At 36.6% G+C, this 16,051-nt stretch carries 16 protein-coding genes; 9 read left to right on the top strand and 7 right to left on the bottom strand.

The features are described from left to right. On the bottom strand, window positions 1-229 hold a 229-nt coding region (gene tnpA, locus EZ449_RS21235; RefSeq protein ID WP_131561790.1), incomplete at its 3' end, for an IS66 family insertion sequence element accessory protein TnpA. A gap of 245 nt (window positions 230-474) precedes the next feature. On the opposite strand from tnpA, the gene EZ449_RS21230 reads away from it, so the two are divergent. From EZ449_RS21230 to EZ449_RS21205, 6 genes are all read left to right on the top strand, one after another. Then, window positions 475-1,110: a helix-turn-helix domain-containing protein gene (locus EZ449_RS21230; protein ID WP_225872400.1), complete on the top strand. Its 636-nt coding sequence runs from the start codon at window positions 475-477 to the stop codon at window positions 1,108-1,110. Between the two features lie 78 nt (window positions 1,111-1,188). Then, the gene (locus EZ449_RS21225) at window positions 1,189-2,292 is read left to right on the top strand and encodes an FAD-dependent monooxygenase (RefSeq protein WP_131562706.1); all 1,104 of its coding nucleotides are present in this window, start codon (window positions 1,189-1,191) and stop codon (window positions 2,290-2,292) included. A 144-nt stretch (window positions 2,293-2,436) separates the two neighbouring features. Then, window positions 2,437-2,919 carry a GNAT family N-acetyltransferase gene (locus EZ449_RS21220; RefSeq protein WP_131562704.1) on the top strand — a complete coding sequence of 161 codons (483 nt, stop codon included), beginning with the start codon at window positions 2,437-2,439 and terminating at the stop codon, window positions 2,917-2,919. Between the two features lie 90 nt (window positions 2,920-3,009). Next, the gene (arr, locus tag EZ449_RS21215) at window positions 3,010-3,435 is read left to right on the top strand and encodes an NAD(+)--rifampin ADP-ribosyltransferase (protein ID WP_205943050.1); all 426 of its coding nucleotides are present in this window, start codon (window positions 3,010-3,012) and stop codon (window positions 3,433-3,435) included. Between the two features lie 117 nt (window positions 3,436-3,552). Continuing rightward, on the top strand, window positions 3,553-4,302 hold the full coding sequence (locus EZ449_RS21210; protein WP_131562702.1) for a helix-turn-helix domain-containing protein: 750 nt from the start codon (window positions 3,553-3,555) through the stop codon (window positions 4,300-4,302). Between the two features lie 24 nt (window positions 4,303-4,326). Next, window positions 4,327-5,496, top strand: coding sequence for an FAD-dependent oxidoreductase (locus tag EZ449_RS21205; protein ID WP_131562700.1), 1,170 nt, complete (start codon window positions 4,327-4,329; stop codon window positions 5,494-5,496). A gap of 413 nt (window positions 5,497-5,909) precedes the next feature. Here EZ449_RS21205 and EZ449_RS21200 read toward each other — a convergent pair whose 3' ends face one another. After that, a complete protein-coding gene (locus EZ449_RS21200; RefSeq protein ID WP_131562699.1) occupies window positions 5,910-8,420 on the bottom strand; it encodes a S9 family peptidase in 2,511 nt (836 codons plus the stop codon). Between the two features lie 175 nt (window positions 8,421-8,595). Between EZ449_RS21200 and EZ449_RS21195 the strand changes: the two genes are divergently transcribed. The 3 genes from EZ449_RS21195 to EZ449_RS21185 all read left to right on the top strand — a co-directional run bounded on the left by EZ449_RS21195 (window position 8,596) and on the right by EZ449_RS21185 (window position 11,636). Further along, on the top strand, window positions 8,596-9,477 hold the full coding sequence (locus EZ449_RS21195) for a polysaccharide deacetylase family protein (RefSeq protein ID WP_131562697.1): 882 nt from the start codon (window positions 8,596-8,598) through the stop codon (window positions 9,475-9,477). Window positions 9,478-9,562: 85 nt separating this feature from the next. Continuing rightward, a complete protein-coding gene (locus EZ449_RS21190) occupies window positions 9,563-10,426 on the top strand; it encodes a polysaccharide deacetylase family protein (protein ID WP_131562695.1) in 864 nt (287 codons plus the stop codon). A 40-nt stretch (window positions 10,427-10,466) separates the two neighbouring features. After that, on the top strand, window positions 10,467-11,636 hold the full coding sequence (locus EZ449_RS21185) for an RsiV family protein (RefSeq protein WP_131562693.1): 1,170 nt from the start codon (window positions 10,467-10,469) through the stop codon (window positions 11,634-11,636). Window positions 11,637-11,638: 2 nt separating this feature from the next. On the opposite strand, the gene EZ449_RS21180 is transcribed toward EZ449_RS21185, so the two are convergent. From EZ449_RS21180 to EZ449_RS21165, 5 genes are all read right to left on the bottom strand, one after another. Then, window positions 11,639-11,833 carry a hypothetical protein gene (locus EZ449_RS21180; protein WP_165499827.1) on the bottom strand — a complete coding sequence of 65 codons (195 nt, stop codon included), beginning with the start codon at window positions 11,831-11,833 and terminating at the stop codon, window positions 11,639-11,641. Further along, a complete protein-coding gene (locus EZ449_RS23570) occupies window positions 11,793-11,945 on the bottom strand; it encodes a lipoprotein (RefSeq protein ID WP_165499826.1) in 153 nt (50 codons plus the stop codon). The genes EZ449_RS21180 and EZ449_RS23570 overlap by 41 nt, the downstream gene beginning before the upstream one ends. Before the next feature lie 51 nt (window positions 11,946-11,996). Then, window positions 11,997-12,794 (bottom strand): helical backbone metal receptor, encoded by a 798-nt coding sequence (locus EZ449_RS21175; RefSeq protein ID WP_131562690.1) that lies wholly within the window; start codon window positions 12,792-12,794, stop codon window positions 11,997-11,999. A gap of 69 nt (window positions 12,795-12,863) precedes the next feature. Further along, on the bottom strand, window positions 12,864-13,547 hold the full coding sequence (locus EZ449_RS21170) for an ABC transporter ATP-binding protein (RefSeq protein ID WP_131562688.1): 684 nt from the start codon (window positions 13,545-13,547) through the stop codon (window positions 12,864-12,866). Between the two features lie 96 nt (window positions 13,548-13,643). Continuing rightward, window positions 13,644-16,037, bottom strand: a complete 2,394-nt coding sequence (locus tag EZ449_RS21165; RefSeq protein ID WP_131562686.1) for an ABC transporter permease — start codon at window positions 16,035-16,037, stop codon at window positions 13,644-13,646. Window positions 16,038-16,051 lie beyond the last annotated feature (14 nt).

Genomic DNA, 16,051 nt, shown 5'->3' with positions numbered 1-16,051 from the left:
CCTTGATAATTACTCCGTTTGGGTAAATAACCTCTACAGCTGTCGAAATAGCAACTGGAGGGATGGTAACTCTAACAAAATTGGGAACAGCTTGTTTTCGTCTATTGCGCGATACCCAGTTGGCAAAAGTGGTACGTTTGACTCCAAGGGTCTTGCAGTATTCATTCTGGCTAAGCCCACTGGTGCGCCAAGCCTCAACTGCTAACATTTTTTCTTCTGATGTTCTCATATATTTCTTTTATGCAAAGAAAAACATCGTGAAAGTTATTTAAAAGATGTACTTGGTAGGCTGCTTACATTTCTATTGAAAGATTAAATATTAAAAAATCTGATTTCGAAACGGCCTCCTATTATGATGAAGCAACACTTTCGCATCGGGATGAAGGGAATACATTTCACATCGTTGAAAAAGGAACCATTCATGTAGAAATTGATTTTCGAAGATATGAAATAACGGCACCTGCTGCTGTTTATATGCACTCAAGTCAAGTTCATCGCATTTTAGAATTTGAAGATATTACCGTTTGCTCTTTGGCTATCAAAAATGAAAACCTGAATCCAGAATACCTTAAACTGCTAGAAGAATTAACACCAGCAGCGCCATTAAAACTGACCAAAGAGACCAACTTAGTTGTTTCGGATATATCATTTCTTTGTTTAAATTTCTTCACTCAAAAAGACAATAAGCTTAGTTTTTATTTGTTGAAAGACAGTTGTAATACTTTAGTTGCTTTTTTGATCTCACAATTTTTAAATCAACATCAGTTAGAAGCTAATCTATCGAGATTTGAAATAGTTGCCAAAGCATTTAAACAACTGTTAGAAAAGAATTACTGTATTATCAAACGACCAAGTGAATACGCGAATCAGCTCAACATCTCTACCGCCTATTTAAATGAATGCATCAAGAATACCACTGGGTTTTCCGTTTCACAACATATTCAAGACAGGATAATTTTAGAGGCAAAACGTCTTCTTTACCACACCAATAAATCAGTTAAGGAAATTTCGTTTGTATTAGGTTATGAGGATTACCCCTATTTCTCACGAATCTTTACTAAGGCAACAGGTATGTCTGCCTTATCGTTCCGAAAGAAAAACCACGAATAATCCAATACTTACTACGCTTATTTATTTCTTGCTGTAATTATGTTCTTGAATTTTGAACCATCATTTAAACAGTAAAAAATGGAGCATAAAAAGAAAATACTAATATCGGGAGCAAGTTTTGCAGGACTAACAACTGCTTATTGGATGAACAAAATGGGCTATCGAGTAACCATTGTTGAAATTGGAACTCAGCTTAAAATGGGTGGTACGCCAGTTGACATTAAGGATGGTACCGTAGAGATTGTTAAACGGATGGGTCTTTTTGAGCAAATAAAAGCAAACAGAGTTGGCCCAGAAAAGTGGGAATTTAAAAATGCTGATGATGTTACCGAGCATTCTATCCTTTTAAAACAATCGCCAGAAAATGAGTTTGAAATAGAAAGAGATATTTTGTTAAATATGTTATTCGAGCTTGTAAAAAACGATGTTGATTTCACGTTCGATGATGGTATTACATTGCTAAATGAAAAAGAGGATTGTGTGGAAGTTACGTTCAAAAACGGGACTCAAAGCCAATTTGAGCTGGTATTTGGTTGTGATGGCATCCACTCGGCAGTACGAAAAATCTGGTTTGGAGCAGAATCTGAATATGTTCATTTTCTGGGGCAATATTTTGCTATTGCCATTGCAAACAAGTTATTGGTGAAAGCAGGCACTTATCAAATGTATGCAGAGCCAAACAAGGGGCTTGCGCTTTATGCTTACAATAATAAAACGGACATTATTTTTACGTTTCGGCTAGAAAAGGAAATTTCTTACGATTTCCGTAATCAAGAGCAACTTAAGCAAATAGTTTTTGAACAAATGCAAGGCATGAGTTGGCGAACGCCTGAACTGAAAGCAGAATTATTAAACTCAAAATCTTTTTACTTTGATAAGTTTTGCCAAGTGAAAATGCCGTCATGGACAAAAGGTCGTGTTGCATTAGTTGGCGATGCAGGATATTGCGCTTCACCAGCTGCCGGAATGGGTGGCTCATTAGCGATAATCGGCGCCACAGCATTAGCAGATGCTTTTGAGAAACATAACGGCAATTTTGAACTGGCATTTAATGATTACAACAAAGATTTACACCCTTTTATAGCAGAAGTGCAAGCAGGAGCCGTAGAAATGTTAGATCAACTTTTACCAAGAACTGAGGAAGAAGTAAGATGGAGAAATAAGAATGGTTTTTCCATGTAAGTGAAAATTCTTTCGCTGGTGTAGATGAGTTGTACATTATAAAAAATAGCTTAATTTCAATCTTAGTTTTACTTTATAATTCACTATTTTCATGAGCCATAGTTGCTACACTAGCAATGATTAAACCTGTCAAATTTTACCACAATGATAAAACATAAAATCACATTAGTTAATACAGAAATAGATGATTTACAAACATTTTTTCAGTTTCAACTGGATGAAGAAGCAAACTATTTAGCCGCTTTTACGGCTAAAGACCCAAACGATAAAATGGCTTACCTAGAAAAGTACAGCAGGCATTTAGCCGACCCAACCATCAATATGCAAACCATAAAAGTAGATGATGTGATTGTGGGTAGCATCGCAAAATTTATGATGCACAATGAAGCCGAACTTACCTATTGGATTGACAAGAAATTTTGGGGACAAGGGATTGCCACAGCTGCTCTTAAAGCATTTTTGAAAACGGAAACATCCAGACCAATTTATGGCCGCACAGCGTTTGACAACTATGGATCGCAAAAGGTTTTAGAACATTGCGGATTTGAGAGAATTGGGAAAGATAAGGGCTTTGCAAATGCCCGACAAGAAGAGATTGAGGAATATATTTATAGACTATTAGTTTAAGGGCTACGTTTAAGCTATGGTTTATAATGAGTTTACAGCGGGGATTTAAAGCACTAATTGCTTTCTTACCCTTACAAACTGACAGCGTATATGAATATGGAAACAGCACCTCACATCGATTTAATGCAAACATTTTATCATGGTAGTAAAGCCAAGCTCAGCGTAGGAGATTTAATTCAACCGGGCTTTAATTCAAACTACGGCAAACAAAAAAAGGGATCCTACATTTACCTTACCGCTACTTTAGAGGCTGCAATTTGGGGGGCAGAGCTTGCTTTGGGCGATGGTTTGGAGCGAATTTATATTGTTGAGCCAACAGGTGCTATTCAAGATGATCCAAATTTAACAGATAAAAAATTCCCTGGTAATCCAACTAAATCTTACCGCTCGAAGCAAGCACTTCGAGTAATTGCAATAGTTGAGAAATGGCAAGGGCATTCTGAAGAGCAGCTTAAAACAATGAAAGATCATCTGGCTAAACTTAAGGAACAGGGTATTGAAGCAATAGATGATTAAACCAGCTGCTTATGCTCAAATTCAGCACTCAATTTATTGAAAGAATGCCAATTTTCTCTGCTTTGCAAACGCTAACTTTAGTCATAATTTAAAAAACAATTTACAGATAGATCAACAATGGATGATGCTTTAAATTATCAACTACTAAAACCCGAAAAATCCCTTGCTGATTATGTTTATTGTTTTTCGTCATTAAATAACCTAGCTACGGTAAATGATGCCGTAGTAATTCCGAATGGAAAAATTGATTTGATATTTTCAAAAAATGCAGACGACCGCCTTACCATTGCGTTATTGGGTTTGGAAACTAAGCCAAAGTATGCAAAGGTTGATGTGATAAATTTCTTTTCAATTAGTTTCAATCCACTTGCAATAGAATATGTTTTTGGTTTTTCAGTCGCAGAAATATTAAACGCAGGGAAAGTTTTGCCTGATCATTTTTGGGGTTTTTCAATCGATGATTTAAACGATTTTAATGCGTTTTGTAAAAAAGCTACGCAAAAAATAATTTCCTGTTTACCCAAAGAAATTGATGAACGGAAGCGTAAACTGTTTGAATTAATTATGCTCGCAAATGGGGAAATCTCAATAAAAGAACTTGCCGAAAAAATATTTTGGACTGAACGACAAATCAACCGTTATTTCAAGGGGCAATTTGGTCTTTCGCTAAAAGCATATTGCAACATCCTACGTTTTCAAGCTTCGCTTCAACATATCAAAGAAGGCAAACTTTACCCGCAACTCAACTTTACCGATCAATCGCATTTTATTAAAGAAATAAAAAAGCTTTCTGGTGTCTCGCCTAAAGAACTATTCAAAAATGAAAACGACCGTTTTTTACAATTCCTAGTCTATCTGAAGCAATAATTTTGTGGTGTAAAAATCAAAATTATGTTATTACAGAATAAAAACATTGCTATTGTAGGCGGTGGTCCGGGAGGATTAACCTTGGCAAAGCTGTTACAGCTTAAAGGTGCAGATGTAAAAGTTTATGAAAGAGATCTTGATAAAAATGCACGCGTACAGGGTTCGCCACTCGATTTGCATATCGAATCGGGCTTGGCAGCACTGAATAAGGCGAGTTTAATTGATGAATTTAAGATGAATTACATGATTGGTGCTGATAAAACCATTATTGTAAACGAGCAGGCAGAAATATTTTTCAGTGATCACGAAATTGTTAAAGAAGAAAATTTTGATCACGAGCATTTTCGTCCTGAAATAGACCGTGGCGTATTAAGAAAAATCTTAATAGAATCTTTGGAAGCAAATACAATTGTATGGAACAGCCACTTTGTTTCTATGGAAGTTCAAGATGAGGGCTGGCTGCTACATTTTAAGAATGGCGTCGACACTTATGCCGATCTGGTTATTGCGGCTGATGGTGCAAATTCAAAAATTCGCCCTTATTTGACTGATATAAAACCTTTTTATTCTGGAATAACCATGCTTGAGGGAAATATTTATGATGCGGAGAAATCTGTTCCGAGGATTTCCGCCCTGCTTAGAGGAGGAAAGGTAATGGCTTTCGGCAATGAGAAAGATATATTGATGGGACAGAAAGCGAATGGAGAAATTGGCTTTTATGCAAGTTTTAAAGCTGATGAAAATTGGAGTTCAGCAATTGATTTAAACTTTTCTGATAGCGCACAAGTATTGGAATGGTTTAGCAAAAAATACCCTGAGTGGAGTAATATTTGGAACGAACTATTCGAAAATGCAGAAACACCTTTCATTCCACGACCAATATATTGTATGCCTTTAGATCAAACCTGGGAAGCTTTACCAAATTTAACAATGCTGGGTGATGCAGCACATTTAATGCCACCTTTTGCCGGTGAAGGTGTAAATATGGCCATGCTTGATGCATTGGAACTGAGCGAGTGTTTAACTGCAGTCAAATACAATACGGAGCAACAAGCAATTTCTGCTTATGAAACAAATATGCGGAAAAGGGCAGCGATAATGGCTCGTGAATCTCTGGAAAATGGTGAGCGTATGCACGCTGAAAATGCATTGAGTACGATGCTTAAATTCTTTAGTGGCGTTAAGTTGGCTTAATGGTGATCTCGTAAATAAATTACCCTCAGCTTGACTGGGATCTTAATTCTTTGGCCTGCCTCAGCTTGCAGCTGAACCGCTTTTACTTTTGGCTTGGCCCAAAAGTAACAAAAGGCCAAGGCCGGGACCTGATGTTGGATAAATTCGTAAAAGCTCTATTTCGGCAACACAAGTACCCGATGAAAAATCGGGCAGAACGCGTTGCCTGGGGAGTGATGATTTGAAAGTTTCTCCAAAAGCTTTAACGTTTTATCCCGCCATCATCTCCTAGGCCGGATACAGGATGCAAATAGCTTGATGGAAATTGCACTTGGAAAGTGAAATTGCGAAGTGGTCTGTGGCTCACAGACCACTGGAATCAGTCACAGACCACGGAATTACGAGTACTTTTATCAGAAAGAATTTATTAAAACTTAAGGCTTCCCATTTTGCTCTATATCACGATCCATCTCTACTAAATCTACATCCTCTGGATTCGAAAAATCGCCGATTAAGTATTTGTTAAAGTGATCTGCCAATTTCCAGAAAGCATACTCGGTCATGTCGCCAAAACCGTGGCGTTGACCAGGAATAATAAGGAAATCGAAACGTTTACCGGCTTTCATTAACGCATTGGCAACACGAATGGAATTTGCAGGATGAACATTATTATCCACATCGCCATGCATCAATAATAAATGTCCTTTAAGGTTTTTAGCCAAATCAGGGTTTTTATCGATACTGTATTTAAACGAGGTATCTCCTTTTAAGGAAATCACTTCCTTAATACCATTGTGTTTTTCGCTCCACCAACGGTTGTAAATGCTATTATCGTGATTTCCAGCATTGGAAACTGCAGCCTTGAAGAAATCTGGATAAACCAACATGGCCGCTGTTGACATAAACCCACCACCTGAATGACCTGTGATGCCCACTTTTGTTTCATCGATAAATGAATATCTGGCTGCCAATTGCTCGATAGCCGTTTTCTTATCGGCCAAACCATAATCGCGAAGATTACCATAACCGAAAGTATGGTACCATTTTGAACGAGATGGGTTGCCGCCACGATTACCAACCGTAATTACGATGTAACCAAATTGCGCCAAACGTTCGGTACGATCCATGCTTTTGCTAAATGCCTTATTTACCGCCTCCGTTTGCGGTCCGGGATATACGTACTCGATAATTGGATATTTTTTATTGGGATCAAAATCGAATGGCTTATACATTACACCATATAAATCGGTAATTCCATCATCGGCCTTAACCTTAAATGGCTCCGGAAATTTGTAGCCCGCAACGGTTAGCAAAGAAATATCGGTGGTTTCTAAATCCATCACTTTTTTACCAGTTTTATCGTACAAGGTAGATTTAGGAATGGTATTTACCCTCGAATAATTATCTACGAAAAAGGTATTGTTATCGTTCATGTTCGATGCATGATCGAAATCGCCAGCATTTAACAATTTCATGTTAGAACCATCGAAATTGATGCTGTACAAATGCAAATAATATGGATCTTCTTTCGCCTCTCTCCCATTTGCAGTGAAATAAAGGATACGGTTTTTTTCATCAACATTTACAATGCTTTCGCAATGGAAAGCCCCTTTTGTAATCTGATTTTTAAGTTTTCCATTGCCATCAAATAGGTAGAAATGTGCCCAACCATCACGTTCACTCCAATGGATCATTTCAATACCATCGTTAATTAAAGCCGGACGATTAACCTCTACATAAGAATTGAAACGTTCATCGATAAGTGGCTTAACCACATCAGTATTAATATCTACGGTACAAATATCGATTCGTTTCAAATCGCGGCTGGTCCGAGAGAAATAGAATTTGCTATCATTTCCCAACCAAATAGATGGGCGGAATTCGTTATCGCGGTCTTTATTTAAAGCAGGCTTGCTCCATACCGAAACACTCTGATCTTTGAAAGCGGCAACGTTAAGTTTTTTATATGATTTTGCAGAAAAATCGAAAAGAAGAACCTCATCTAATGGAGATTCTGTTTCGCCTGGCATTTGGTACTTATAGGTTTCTAAAGTTGGGCGGCCAGGCGTTACGCTATTAATTACCCACAAATCCTTAACCTTGCGGGCATCGGTTCTATCTAAAACAAAATACCGACTATTTGGCGACCACAATACATAAGCTCCTCTGCGTTTCTTGTTGTTCTTTTCGTTCTCCACGTTGTTTTCTCCATCGCCGTCGCTACCGTAAGAATAAAACTTTACTCCATCTTTTGTCAATTGATGCTCGACTATGGTACTGTCTTCCTCATTCTTAACCGCTTTCTGGTAGTTTGCCTTATCCATCCAATACAAATTATAATTGCGGGAAAAGATAATGGCCGATGAATCTGGCGCTACAGATCCCCATGCTGGTTTTGGTTTAGGCTTGCTAAAATTTGGCACTTCGGTAAGCTTCGCTGTAGCCAATTCATATTTAAAGGAATAGATTTTCTTCTGCATAGAATCTGCAGCTTTCTTGTCTTTTCTATCTTTTTTTAATTCATCGATGGTACTTTTTACTTCGAAAGAAATACTTTTTTCATCAGCAGCGAATTTCAAATTTTCTAGCGGTAAATGTTCAGCGTCAAAGGGATCGCGAACAGCTAAAGTTATCTCTGCCGCAACTTTTGCATTATCGAACATTAATTTTTTGCTTTTTGTTGCAGGATCTACCAAGTACCAGAATTTCCCTTTGGGGCTTTCGAAAGTGTACCAAAAACGGTTGCTTAATTTTAACCAATGTGGATCTACAGCCGTAGAATAAACCATCTTCTTCAACTTATTTGGCGAAAATCGCGATGCGAGTTGATAATTAGCCTTTGGTTGTGGCTGAATATTTTCGGTTATGGTAAATGTTTTATTTTGTGCGGCAACAGTTAGGGATAAAACCTGCGCACAAAGAACGAGTTTGTAAAGTTTGTTCATCAAAATTTGTTTGAGCCGCTAAATTATTTAATTATAGCTTATTGTGGCTGCCATGAATTGTAATAAATGCGATAGTTAGTCAGATTTTATTCATTCGAAAAAATTATTAACAGAATTGATTTTGATAGATAAATAATTGATGGAATTTATAGTTTTGTATCCATATATAATTATAATGAAATACAAATTACTAACCATCATAACAGCTGGAATAATCTTATTAACGAGCTGTCAATCTAAATCTCAAACCGAAAAAGCTGGCGACAAAGGTTCTACTGCACAAACTATTCAAACAGCAGGTAGTACAACAACAACACCAGTTGATGTTTCTAAAATTAAAGTGGCTGATGCCAAAACAATTTTAGCGAGGAAACAAGTTCCAATTTTATGTTATCACCAAGTGAGAAACTGGAAACCAACAGATGGTAAAGTTGGTAAAGACTACATTGTTGAAATTCAGAATTTTAAAGACCAGATGAAAATGCTGGCCGATAGTGGTTACCATACTATTCTGCCCGATCAACTTTATGCCTACCTAAATACTGGTGCAGCGTTGCCAAGCAAGCCTATTATGCTTACTTTCGATGATACAGACATGGATCAATTTACGGTGGTTCGTCCAACTTTAGATAAATTGGGTTACAAAGCGGTGTATTTCATTATGACGGTTTCTATCGGTAGAAAAGGAAAGTTTGTAGATTACATGACCAAGGAGCAGATTAAACAACTTGCTGATGAGGGCAATGTGATCGGTTCTCACACGTACGACCACAAAAACTTTAAAAAATATACTGGAAAAGATTGGGAAGAGCAGTTAGATAAACCCACTAAAAAACTCGAAGAGATTACTGGAAAAACCATGACAGAATTTGCTTATCCATTCGGTTTATGGAATGCTGAAGGAATTCCAGAATTGAAGAAACGCGGTTTCAGAATGGCTTATCAATTATCTACTAAACGCGATGAAAAAGATCCATTGTTTACCATCCGCAGGATTATTGCAAGTGGCTATTGGTCGCCAAAAACATTAAGCAATAGCATTAAAAATAGTTTTTAACTCATTAATAACGGTATCCTAAACGCTCAAAAAAAGGAAAAAGGATACCGTTATTAAGTAAATCCATCATCAGCTCTTCATCATCATGAAACGATATCTGCATTTCGCCGTTATCATCCCCATTTTAATTACATCCTGTAATGCTGATTCAAAAAATCAGAAAACCAAAAGTGATATTGTAATTTCAAGTAAGGAAGTTATAGATACGACTAAACAAAAACCCGCCGACAATAAAACGATTCTGTCTCATAGAGAAGTACCTGTTTTATGCTATCATCAAATTAGAAATAACCTAGCCAGCGATAGTAAAAGGGCCCATGATGATATTATTGCTCCAGATAAATTTAAGCAACACATTAAAATGTTGGCAGATTCTGGCTACCATACTATTTTGCCCGATCAACTCTACAATTACCTGGTTTATGGCGCCAAGCTTCCAGAAAAGCCGATTATGATTACTTTTGATGATACTGATCTGGATCAATTTACAACTGGCGCATCAACGTTAAAAAGGTATGGTTTTAAAGGTGTTTATTTTATCATGACGGTTTCTATCGGCAGGAAAGGTAGAATTAGCTACATGACTAAAGAAAATATTAAGCAACTTGCTGATGATGGAAATGTAATTGCAAGTCATACTTACGATCATAAAAACTTTGCGCAGTTTAAGGATGAGGATTGGACTACGCAGATTGATGAACCTACCAAAAAACTGGAAGAAATTACAGGCAAAAAGATTGAATACTTCGCTTTTCCATATGGCGTTTTTAAGGCATCAACCCTGCATAAATTAAAGGAACATGGATTTAAGGCTGCATTTATTTTATCGACACCAAGAGATGAGAATTTCCCGCTTTATACCATTCGGAGGATCATTGATCCAGGAAGATATTCGGCAAAAAACCTTTATTACAGCATCAATAAAAGCTTTAATAAAACAAAATCATAGTTTCATCTGTAAATGATTAGTCAGTAATAATTGATAAACTATGAAAAACTACATCTTCCTTTGCCTTATTGGATTACTAACTTTACCGGCATGTAATAATGCTAAAACTGGAAAAAATAGTGAAAGTTTAATTGATAGCACCGAGAAAGCAAATACCGAATTACCTGAAAATTTTTATAAAAGATTAACGGGAAACATTGCTGGCAAACCTGTAGTTGTTCATTTGCAAAAGGTAAATGGAAATTACGATGGCGATTATTATTACAATGGATCGTGGTTAAACCTTTCTACAGATACACTGATTGGCAAGGATAGTGTTGTACTTTTTGAGAATAGTTTTTACGATTATTATTTTGATAAAGATGCAAAGCAACCTCAATTAGCCTTAAAATGGATAGGAAATGCCTTTGATGGAAATTGGGAAAGTGGTGATAAAACTAAAAAATATCCTGTTAAGTTGAGCGAAGAATATCCTGATGGCAGTTATGAATTTTCTATAGGTTACTATCAAGATTCTGTAAAAGCATTTCCGGGTAAGGCAAAATCTCCAGCCGCTCAAATCAGTTTTGAATATTTAAAACCTAAAGCAACTGATGAATCTGGAAAATGGTTGGATAATCAATTGAAGCGGATTTCTGGCATTAGATTAGGAAGTGAAGATCGGGAAATTGCCTTTAAAAAAATTGCTGATGCCTACTTTTCTGATTATCAAAAAGAAATTACAGAACAGCAGAAACAAGGTCCGGATAGAGGTTTTTTAGAATGGATGAATTATACTAATAATAGTCAGCAATCTTTAAAATATAATGATAATGGTTACGTGGTGATTGATTTCCTTGCAGATTCCTATTCTGGTGGTGCACATGGAAACTACAGCAGTTTAATGTATTGTTTGGATATTAAAAATAAGCGTCAGATAATATTAAGTGATGTTGTAAAAGTTGACACGAATGCACTTCAGACTTTGTTAGAGCGAAATTTAAGAAAGCAGTACAACATCAAAACAGCTGATCAAATTTCATCAGTATTATTTGATAATTTCTTAAAGCCTAACAAAAATTTCTATTTCAATAAGAATGGTTTGGCGTTTATGTACAACCCTTACGAGGTAGCCAGTTATGCGCAAGGACAAATTGTAGTTTTTATTCCTTTTACAGAAATTAAACCATATTTAGTCCCTGCTTTTGCACAAAGGATTGGCGTGAGATAATGCTATTTTACTACTACTTGGGTAACTTCAATCAGCTCTGGTCCGTTTTCTAATGGATAACCAGAAACCTTAGTCCCCTTAATTTGTACTTGCTTATCTACATATATATCAAGATTTACCGAACTGCTTTTTAGGGCGTAAGGCTTGCCACCATAATTAATGATGTGCGTTCCATATTGATAAGTGGTGATGCCCAATTTTTGCACATTTCCAGTTAAGGTTAACCACAGCGGCATTGCTACTATCTAACATTGCACTACAGCTGGAAAGCACAGCTACTAAAAGCGATAAAAAGATTATTTTTTTCATGATGAGATGATTAAGTTTTTGTACAATTTACAAAGAATCAACACCGAATGTTTAATAAAGTTCTTTTTGAAACTCGAAAAAGTATTGAACAGCCTTAACCAGCCTGCTTCCATACCAGCTAAACATCTCTCCATCAACCAACATAATTTTGGTATTTGGAATAGCAGCCTGAATTTCTTCGATGTGTTTTTCGCCAAATGGGTATGGCTCGGATGATAGAAGAATAAGTTGAGGGTTTAGGGTTAAAAGTTGAGGCAATGTTATTTCTGGATATCTCTCTTGTTTGATCACGTTGGTCATTCCGTTGGTAAGTAAAATATCATCTATAAAAGTGTTTTTACCAGCAGCCATGTAAGGTTTTCTCCAAATGAGGTAAGCGACCTTTTTATCGATATTATTTTGAAGTGCGAGTGTTTTTAAATCGTTAAAGCCCGTAGAAATAAGGTGGTTAAGGTATGCGGCTTCAGGCTCTCGATCAACCAACGCTCCTATTTGTCTGATGGTTTTCATTGCATCTTCTACCGTGAAGATATCGCTCATCCAAACAGGAAAATATTCCGCCAGCTCTTCAATATCACTTTGAGTATTTTCTTCTTTGTTGCCGATAATTAAATCTGGCTTGAGGTCTTTAATTAAATCGATGTTGAGTTTCTTGGTTCCACCAACTTTGGTTCGCTCTGCAAATTTTTCTATGGGATGGATGCAAAATTTCGTTAAACCAATTATTTCTTGATCCAAACCTAAATCAAAGAGCAGTTCTGTTTGCGAGGGAACGATTGAGATTATCCTTTTAGGCGGAAAATCGAAATTTATCTCCCGCCCCATTTGATCAGTAAAAGACTTTTGCATCTCCAAAGGTAATTATCCACGAATGAAAAGGATAAGCCAGATAAGATTTAATTAAATAGATCAGCTGCCCTATACAATTACTTTCACATCATCTTTCACAACGCCATCAGCGATATGCAAAATTCGGTTTCCGTATGTGGCATTTTTCTCCGAATGCGTTACTTGAATAATGGTAATTCCATCCTCTTGGTTTAGTTTTTTAAACAAGTTCATGATCTCATCCGCTTGTGCCGATTGCAAGTTTCCTGTAGGTTCATCAGCCAAAATGATTGATGGTTGAGCAGCCAAAGCCCTTGCAATACCCACCAACTGCTGTTGTCCGCCAGAAAGTTGGTTAGGAAATAAATCTTTTTTGGCTACGATGTTAAATCTATCCAATAGATCTGCAATTCTACTCGCCCGCTCAGAACTTCCTATTTTTTTGTAAAGCAATGGTGCCTCAATGTTTTCATAAACCGTCATCTCATCAATTAAATGGTAAGCCTGAAACACAAAACCAATGTGATTTCTGTAAAGTTCTATACGTTTGCGCTCGTTTAAGGTAGTCACGTCTTCTCCTAAAAACTCATAAGTGCCGTAAGTTGGTTCCTCTAGCATGCCAATAATGTTTAGCAAAGTAGATTTCCCAGCACCAGACGGGCCCATAATGGAAACAAATTCGCCCTGTTTAATGGTTGTGGTTACATGGCGAAGAATGTAACTTTTTACACCCTTGTTGGCGTAGTATTTTTCTATGTTATTTAGTTGTATCATATTCCAAACCCCTAAAGGGGCTTTACCCCTCAATACTCAAAAAGTATCGAGGTACGTTAAATATTCAATTTTTTAATCTTTAGTCTTTGAGCTTATTTATTCGTATTTAAGTGCATCAATTGTATTGGCTACCGCAGCTTTGTAAGATCGAATGCTGACCGTAATTAAAGTTATCAGTACAGAAATCACCATTGCAATAACAAAAGGCCACACGTTTAATTCAATTCTATACTGAAAACCTGATAGCCATTGTTTTACCAAAATGTAACCTATTGGCCAGGCAATCATATTTGCAATCAAAACCATCCATATAAAGGAACTATTTAACATCCTTATCAATTCCAAATTAGATGCACCCAATACTTTGCGGATGGCAATTTCTCTTGTTCGTTGTGTGGCAATAAAGGAGATTAATCCAAATAAACCTATAAAGGAAATGAAGATAACAACCCCCGCAAAAACCTTAAATAAAGTACCCATTATCTGTTCAGTATGGTAGTAATTTGCGATTTGATCATCCAAAAAACTTACATCGTAAACATTATTGGTAAATGTATTATTGAAAGTCTTCTCTATATCAGTCATGGTGCTCAATAACTCTTTTGATTCGAGTTTTATTGCCAATGTTGATGCTCTATCCTTAAATGAAAATAGGGCGATTGGCGAAATGCTTTCATGGAGAGAATAATTATTAAAGTCTTTTACAACACCCACAATTGGACCACTTTTTCCCCAAAGTTTTACGATTTTACCTATTGCCTCATTTGGATTTTTAACGTTCAATTTTTTCAAAAATGTTTCGTTCACCACGAATTCCTTAATGGTATCACTTTTTGATAGCGATCGTCCGGCAACAAGGGATAGACCAAAGGTTTCTAAGTAGGTTTCGTCGGCTATTTTTGTATTTACTTGAAAATCAGCAGTTTTTGAGCTATTATAAGTAAAACTCGTTTCATTATTATTACTCGACGAGGGTGCCGAGCCATTAAAACTAACATTCTTAACGCCCTTTTTAGCAAGCAGTTGGCTTTTAAAACTATTGTACTTCAATAAGCTGAGACTATCAGATGGTAGCTCAATTATTGCCACAGCTTTGGTATCGAAACCTAAGGATTTATCACGAATGAAACTCATTTGTTTGATAATAACAAGCGTACTTACGATCAATATTGCCGTTATCGAAAATTGTATTACGACCAATGTTTTACGTAAGCCCACGCCTCCGGCATTAGCCGAACTTACTCGATTTTTTATTGCAAGCGCCGGACTAAAGCCCGACATAATCATTGCAGGGTATAATCCCGCAAGGAAACTTACTAAGACTAGCATCGCCAATAAGAAAACAAAAATGATGGGATGCGTAAATAAGCCAAAAGTAACTTCGGCACCAAACAGGCTTTCCATTGCTGGCAATGCTAATTCTGTAAACACACAGGCTAATAATAGCGCTATAAATGTTATGAGTGTTGTTTCGCTTAAGAATTGCCAAATTAATTGTTTGCGCCTGCTACCCATCACTTTGCGAACGCCTACTTCCTTAGATCGACTTATAGCTTGGGCTGTAGCTAAGTTTATGAAGTTTATACATGCCGTTAATAATAAAAACAAGCCGATTATACTTATGCCGATAAGTTGTTTGTAGGAGGTAGTGGCTTGATTAAAGTTTCCGTATTTATCATTAAAATGAATATCTCCTAACGACTGAAAACTATTGCTTTCCTTACCTGGAGCCTCTTCTACATAATATTTCTTAATAAATTGAGCCAATGGCTTATCTAAATCCTTTATGTTTATTCCTTTTTGCAATAAAACATAACACTCTGAATTTGAGGAAACAGAGCCCCAACTTTTGCTGTTTTTATCCAGATAACTAGCATAGCTTAAAATAACCTTTAGCGGAAAACTAGTGTTTGGTTCGGTGTCTTTTATAACTCCGGTAACCTTAAAATTAGTTTCGTTATCTAAATTAATGGTACTTCCTAAAGCTTTATGCCAATCGCCAAAATATTTATTGGCTGTTTTTTCTGTTAAAACCATGGCATTAGGCTCGGTTAACGATTGATTGGGATTTCCCGAAAGCCATTGATATTTAAAGATTTCGAAAAACGAAGGTTCGAGGTAAAAGGTCATTTCGAAATCTTTTATTTCAGCTCGTCCGTTTTGCGCCTTAATTTTTAAAGTGCCACCACCTTGCTGTACTGCGGCAACTTTCTCTAATTGGGCAAAATCATTTCGCATTGCCGGGGCTAATGGTCGCGGCACACCTTGCGAATAAAATTCGTTTCCATCCGCATACTTCCATTGAGAAACTACACGGTAAATTCTCTCACTGTTTTCAAAATTCTTATCAAAACTTAGTTCGTACCGCACAAAAATAAATATGAGGATACAGCTGGCTAAGCTGATGGATAGACCAAGAATATTAATAAATGTATAACCCTTGTTTTTCCAAAGGTTTCGCCAGGCGATTTTTAAGTTAAGTTTGAACATATTTTTATAGGTTG

Source organism: Pedobacter frigidisoli (assembly GCF_004331675.1).
GTDB lineage: Bacteria > Bacteroidota > Bacteroidia > Sphingobacteriales > Sphingobacteriaceae > Pedobacter > Pedobacter frigidisoli.
This window is presented reverse-complemented; position numbering and strand designations above follow the sequence as displayed.

Excerpts from the sequence above, each read along its gene's own strand:
- EZ449_RS21230 (WP_225872400.1), top strand. The coding sequence starts at position 475 with ATGCACTCAAGTCAAGTTCATCGCATTTTAGAATTTGAAGATATTACC.
- EZ449_RS21225 (WP_131562706.1), top strand. The coding sequence starts at position 1,189 with ATGGAGCATAAAAAGAAAATACTAATATCGGGAGCAAGTTTTGCAGGA.
- EZ449_RS21220 (WP_131562704.1), top strand. The coding sequence starts at position 2,437 with ATGATAAAACATAAAATCACATTAGTTAATACAGAAATAGATGATTTA.
- arr (WP_205943050.1), top strand. The coding sequence starts at position 3,010 with ATGAATATGGAAACAGCACCTCACATCGATTTAATGCAAACATTTTAT.
- EZ449_RS21210 (WP_131562702.1), top strand. The coding sequence starts at position 3,553 with ATGGATGATGCTTTAAATTATCAACTACTAAAACCCGAAAAATCCCTT.
- EZ449_RS21205 (WP_131562700.1), top strand. The coding sequence starts at position 4,327 with ATGTTATTACAGAATAAAAACATTGCTATTGTAGGCGGTGGTCCGGGA.
- EZ449_RS21200 (WP_131562699.1), bottom strand. The coding sequence starts at position 8,420 with ATGAACAAACTTTACAAACTCGTTCTTTGTGCGCAGGTTTTATCCCTA.
- EZ449_RS21195 (WP_131562697.1), top strand. The coding sequence starts at position 8,596 with ATGAAATACAAATTACTAACCATCATAACAGCTGGAATAATCTTATTA.
- EZ449_RS21190 (WP_131562695.1), top strand. The coding sequence starts at position 9,563 with ATGAAACGATATCTGCATTTCGCCGTTATCATCCCCATTTTAATTACA.
- EZ449_RS21185 (WP_131562693.1), top strand. The coding sequence starts at position 10,467 with ATGAAAAACTACATCTTCCTTTGCCTTATTGGATTACTAACTTTACCG.
- EZ449_RS23570 (WP_165499826.1), bottom strand. The coding sequence starts at position 11,945 with ATGAAAAAAATAATCTTTTTATCGCTTTTAGTAGCTGTGCTTTCCAGC.
- EZ449_RS21175 (WP_131562690.1), bottom strand. The coding sequence starts at position 12,794 with ATGCAAAAGTCTTTTACTGATCAAATGGGGCGGGAGATAAATTTCGAT.
- EZ449_RS21170 (WP_131562688.1), bottom strand. The coding sequence starts at position 13,547 with ATGATACAACTAAATAACATAGAAAAATACTACGCCAACAAGGGTGTA.
- EZ449_RS21165 (WP_131562686.1), bottom strand. The coding sequence starts at position 16,037 with ATGTTCAAACTTAACTTAAAAATCGCCTGGCGAAACCTTTGGAAAAAC.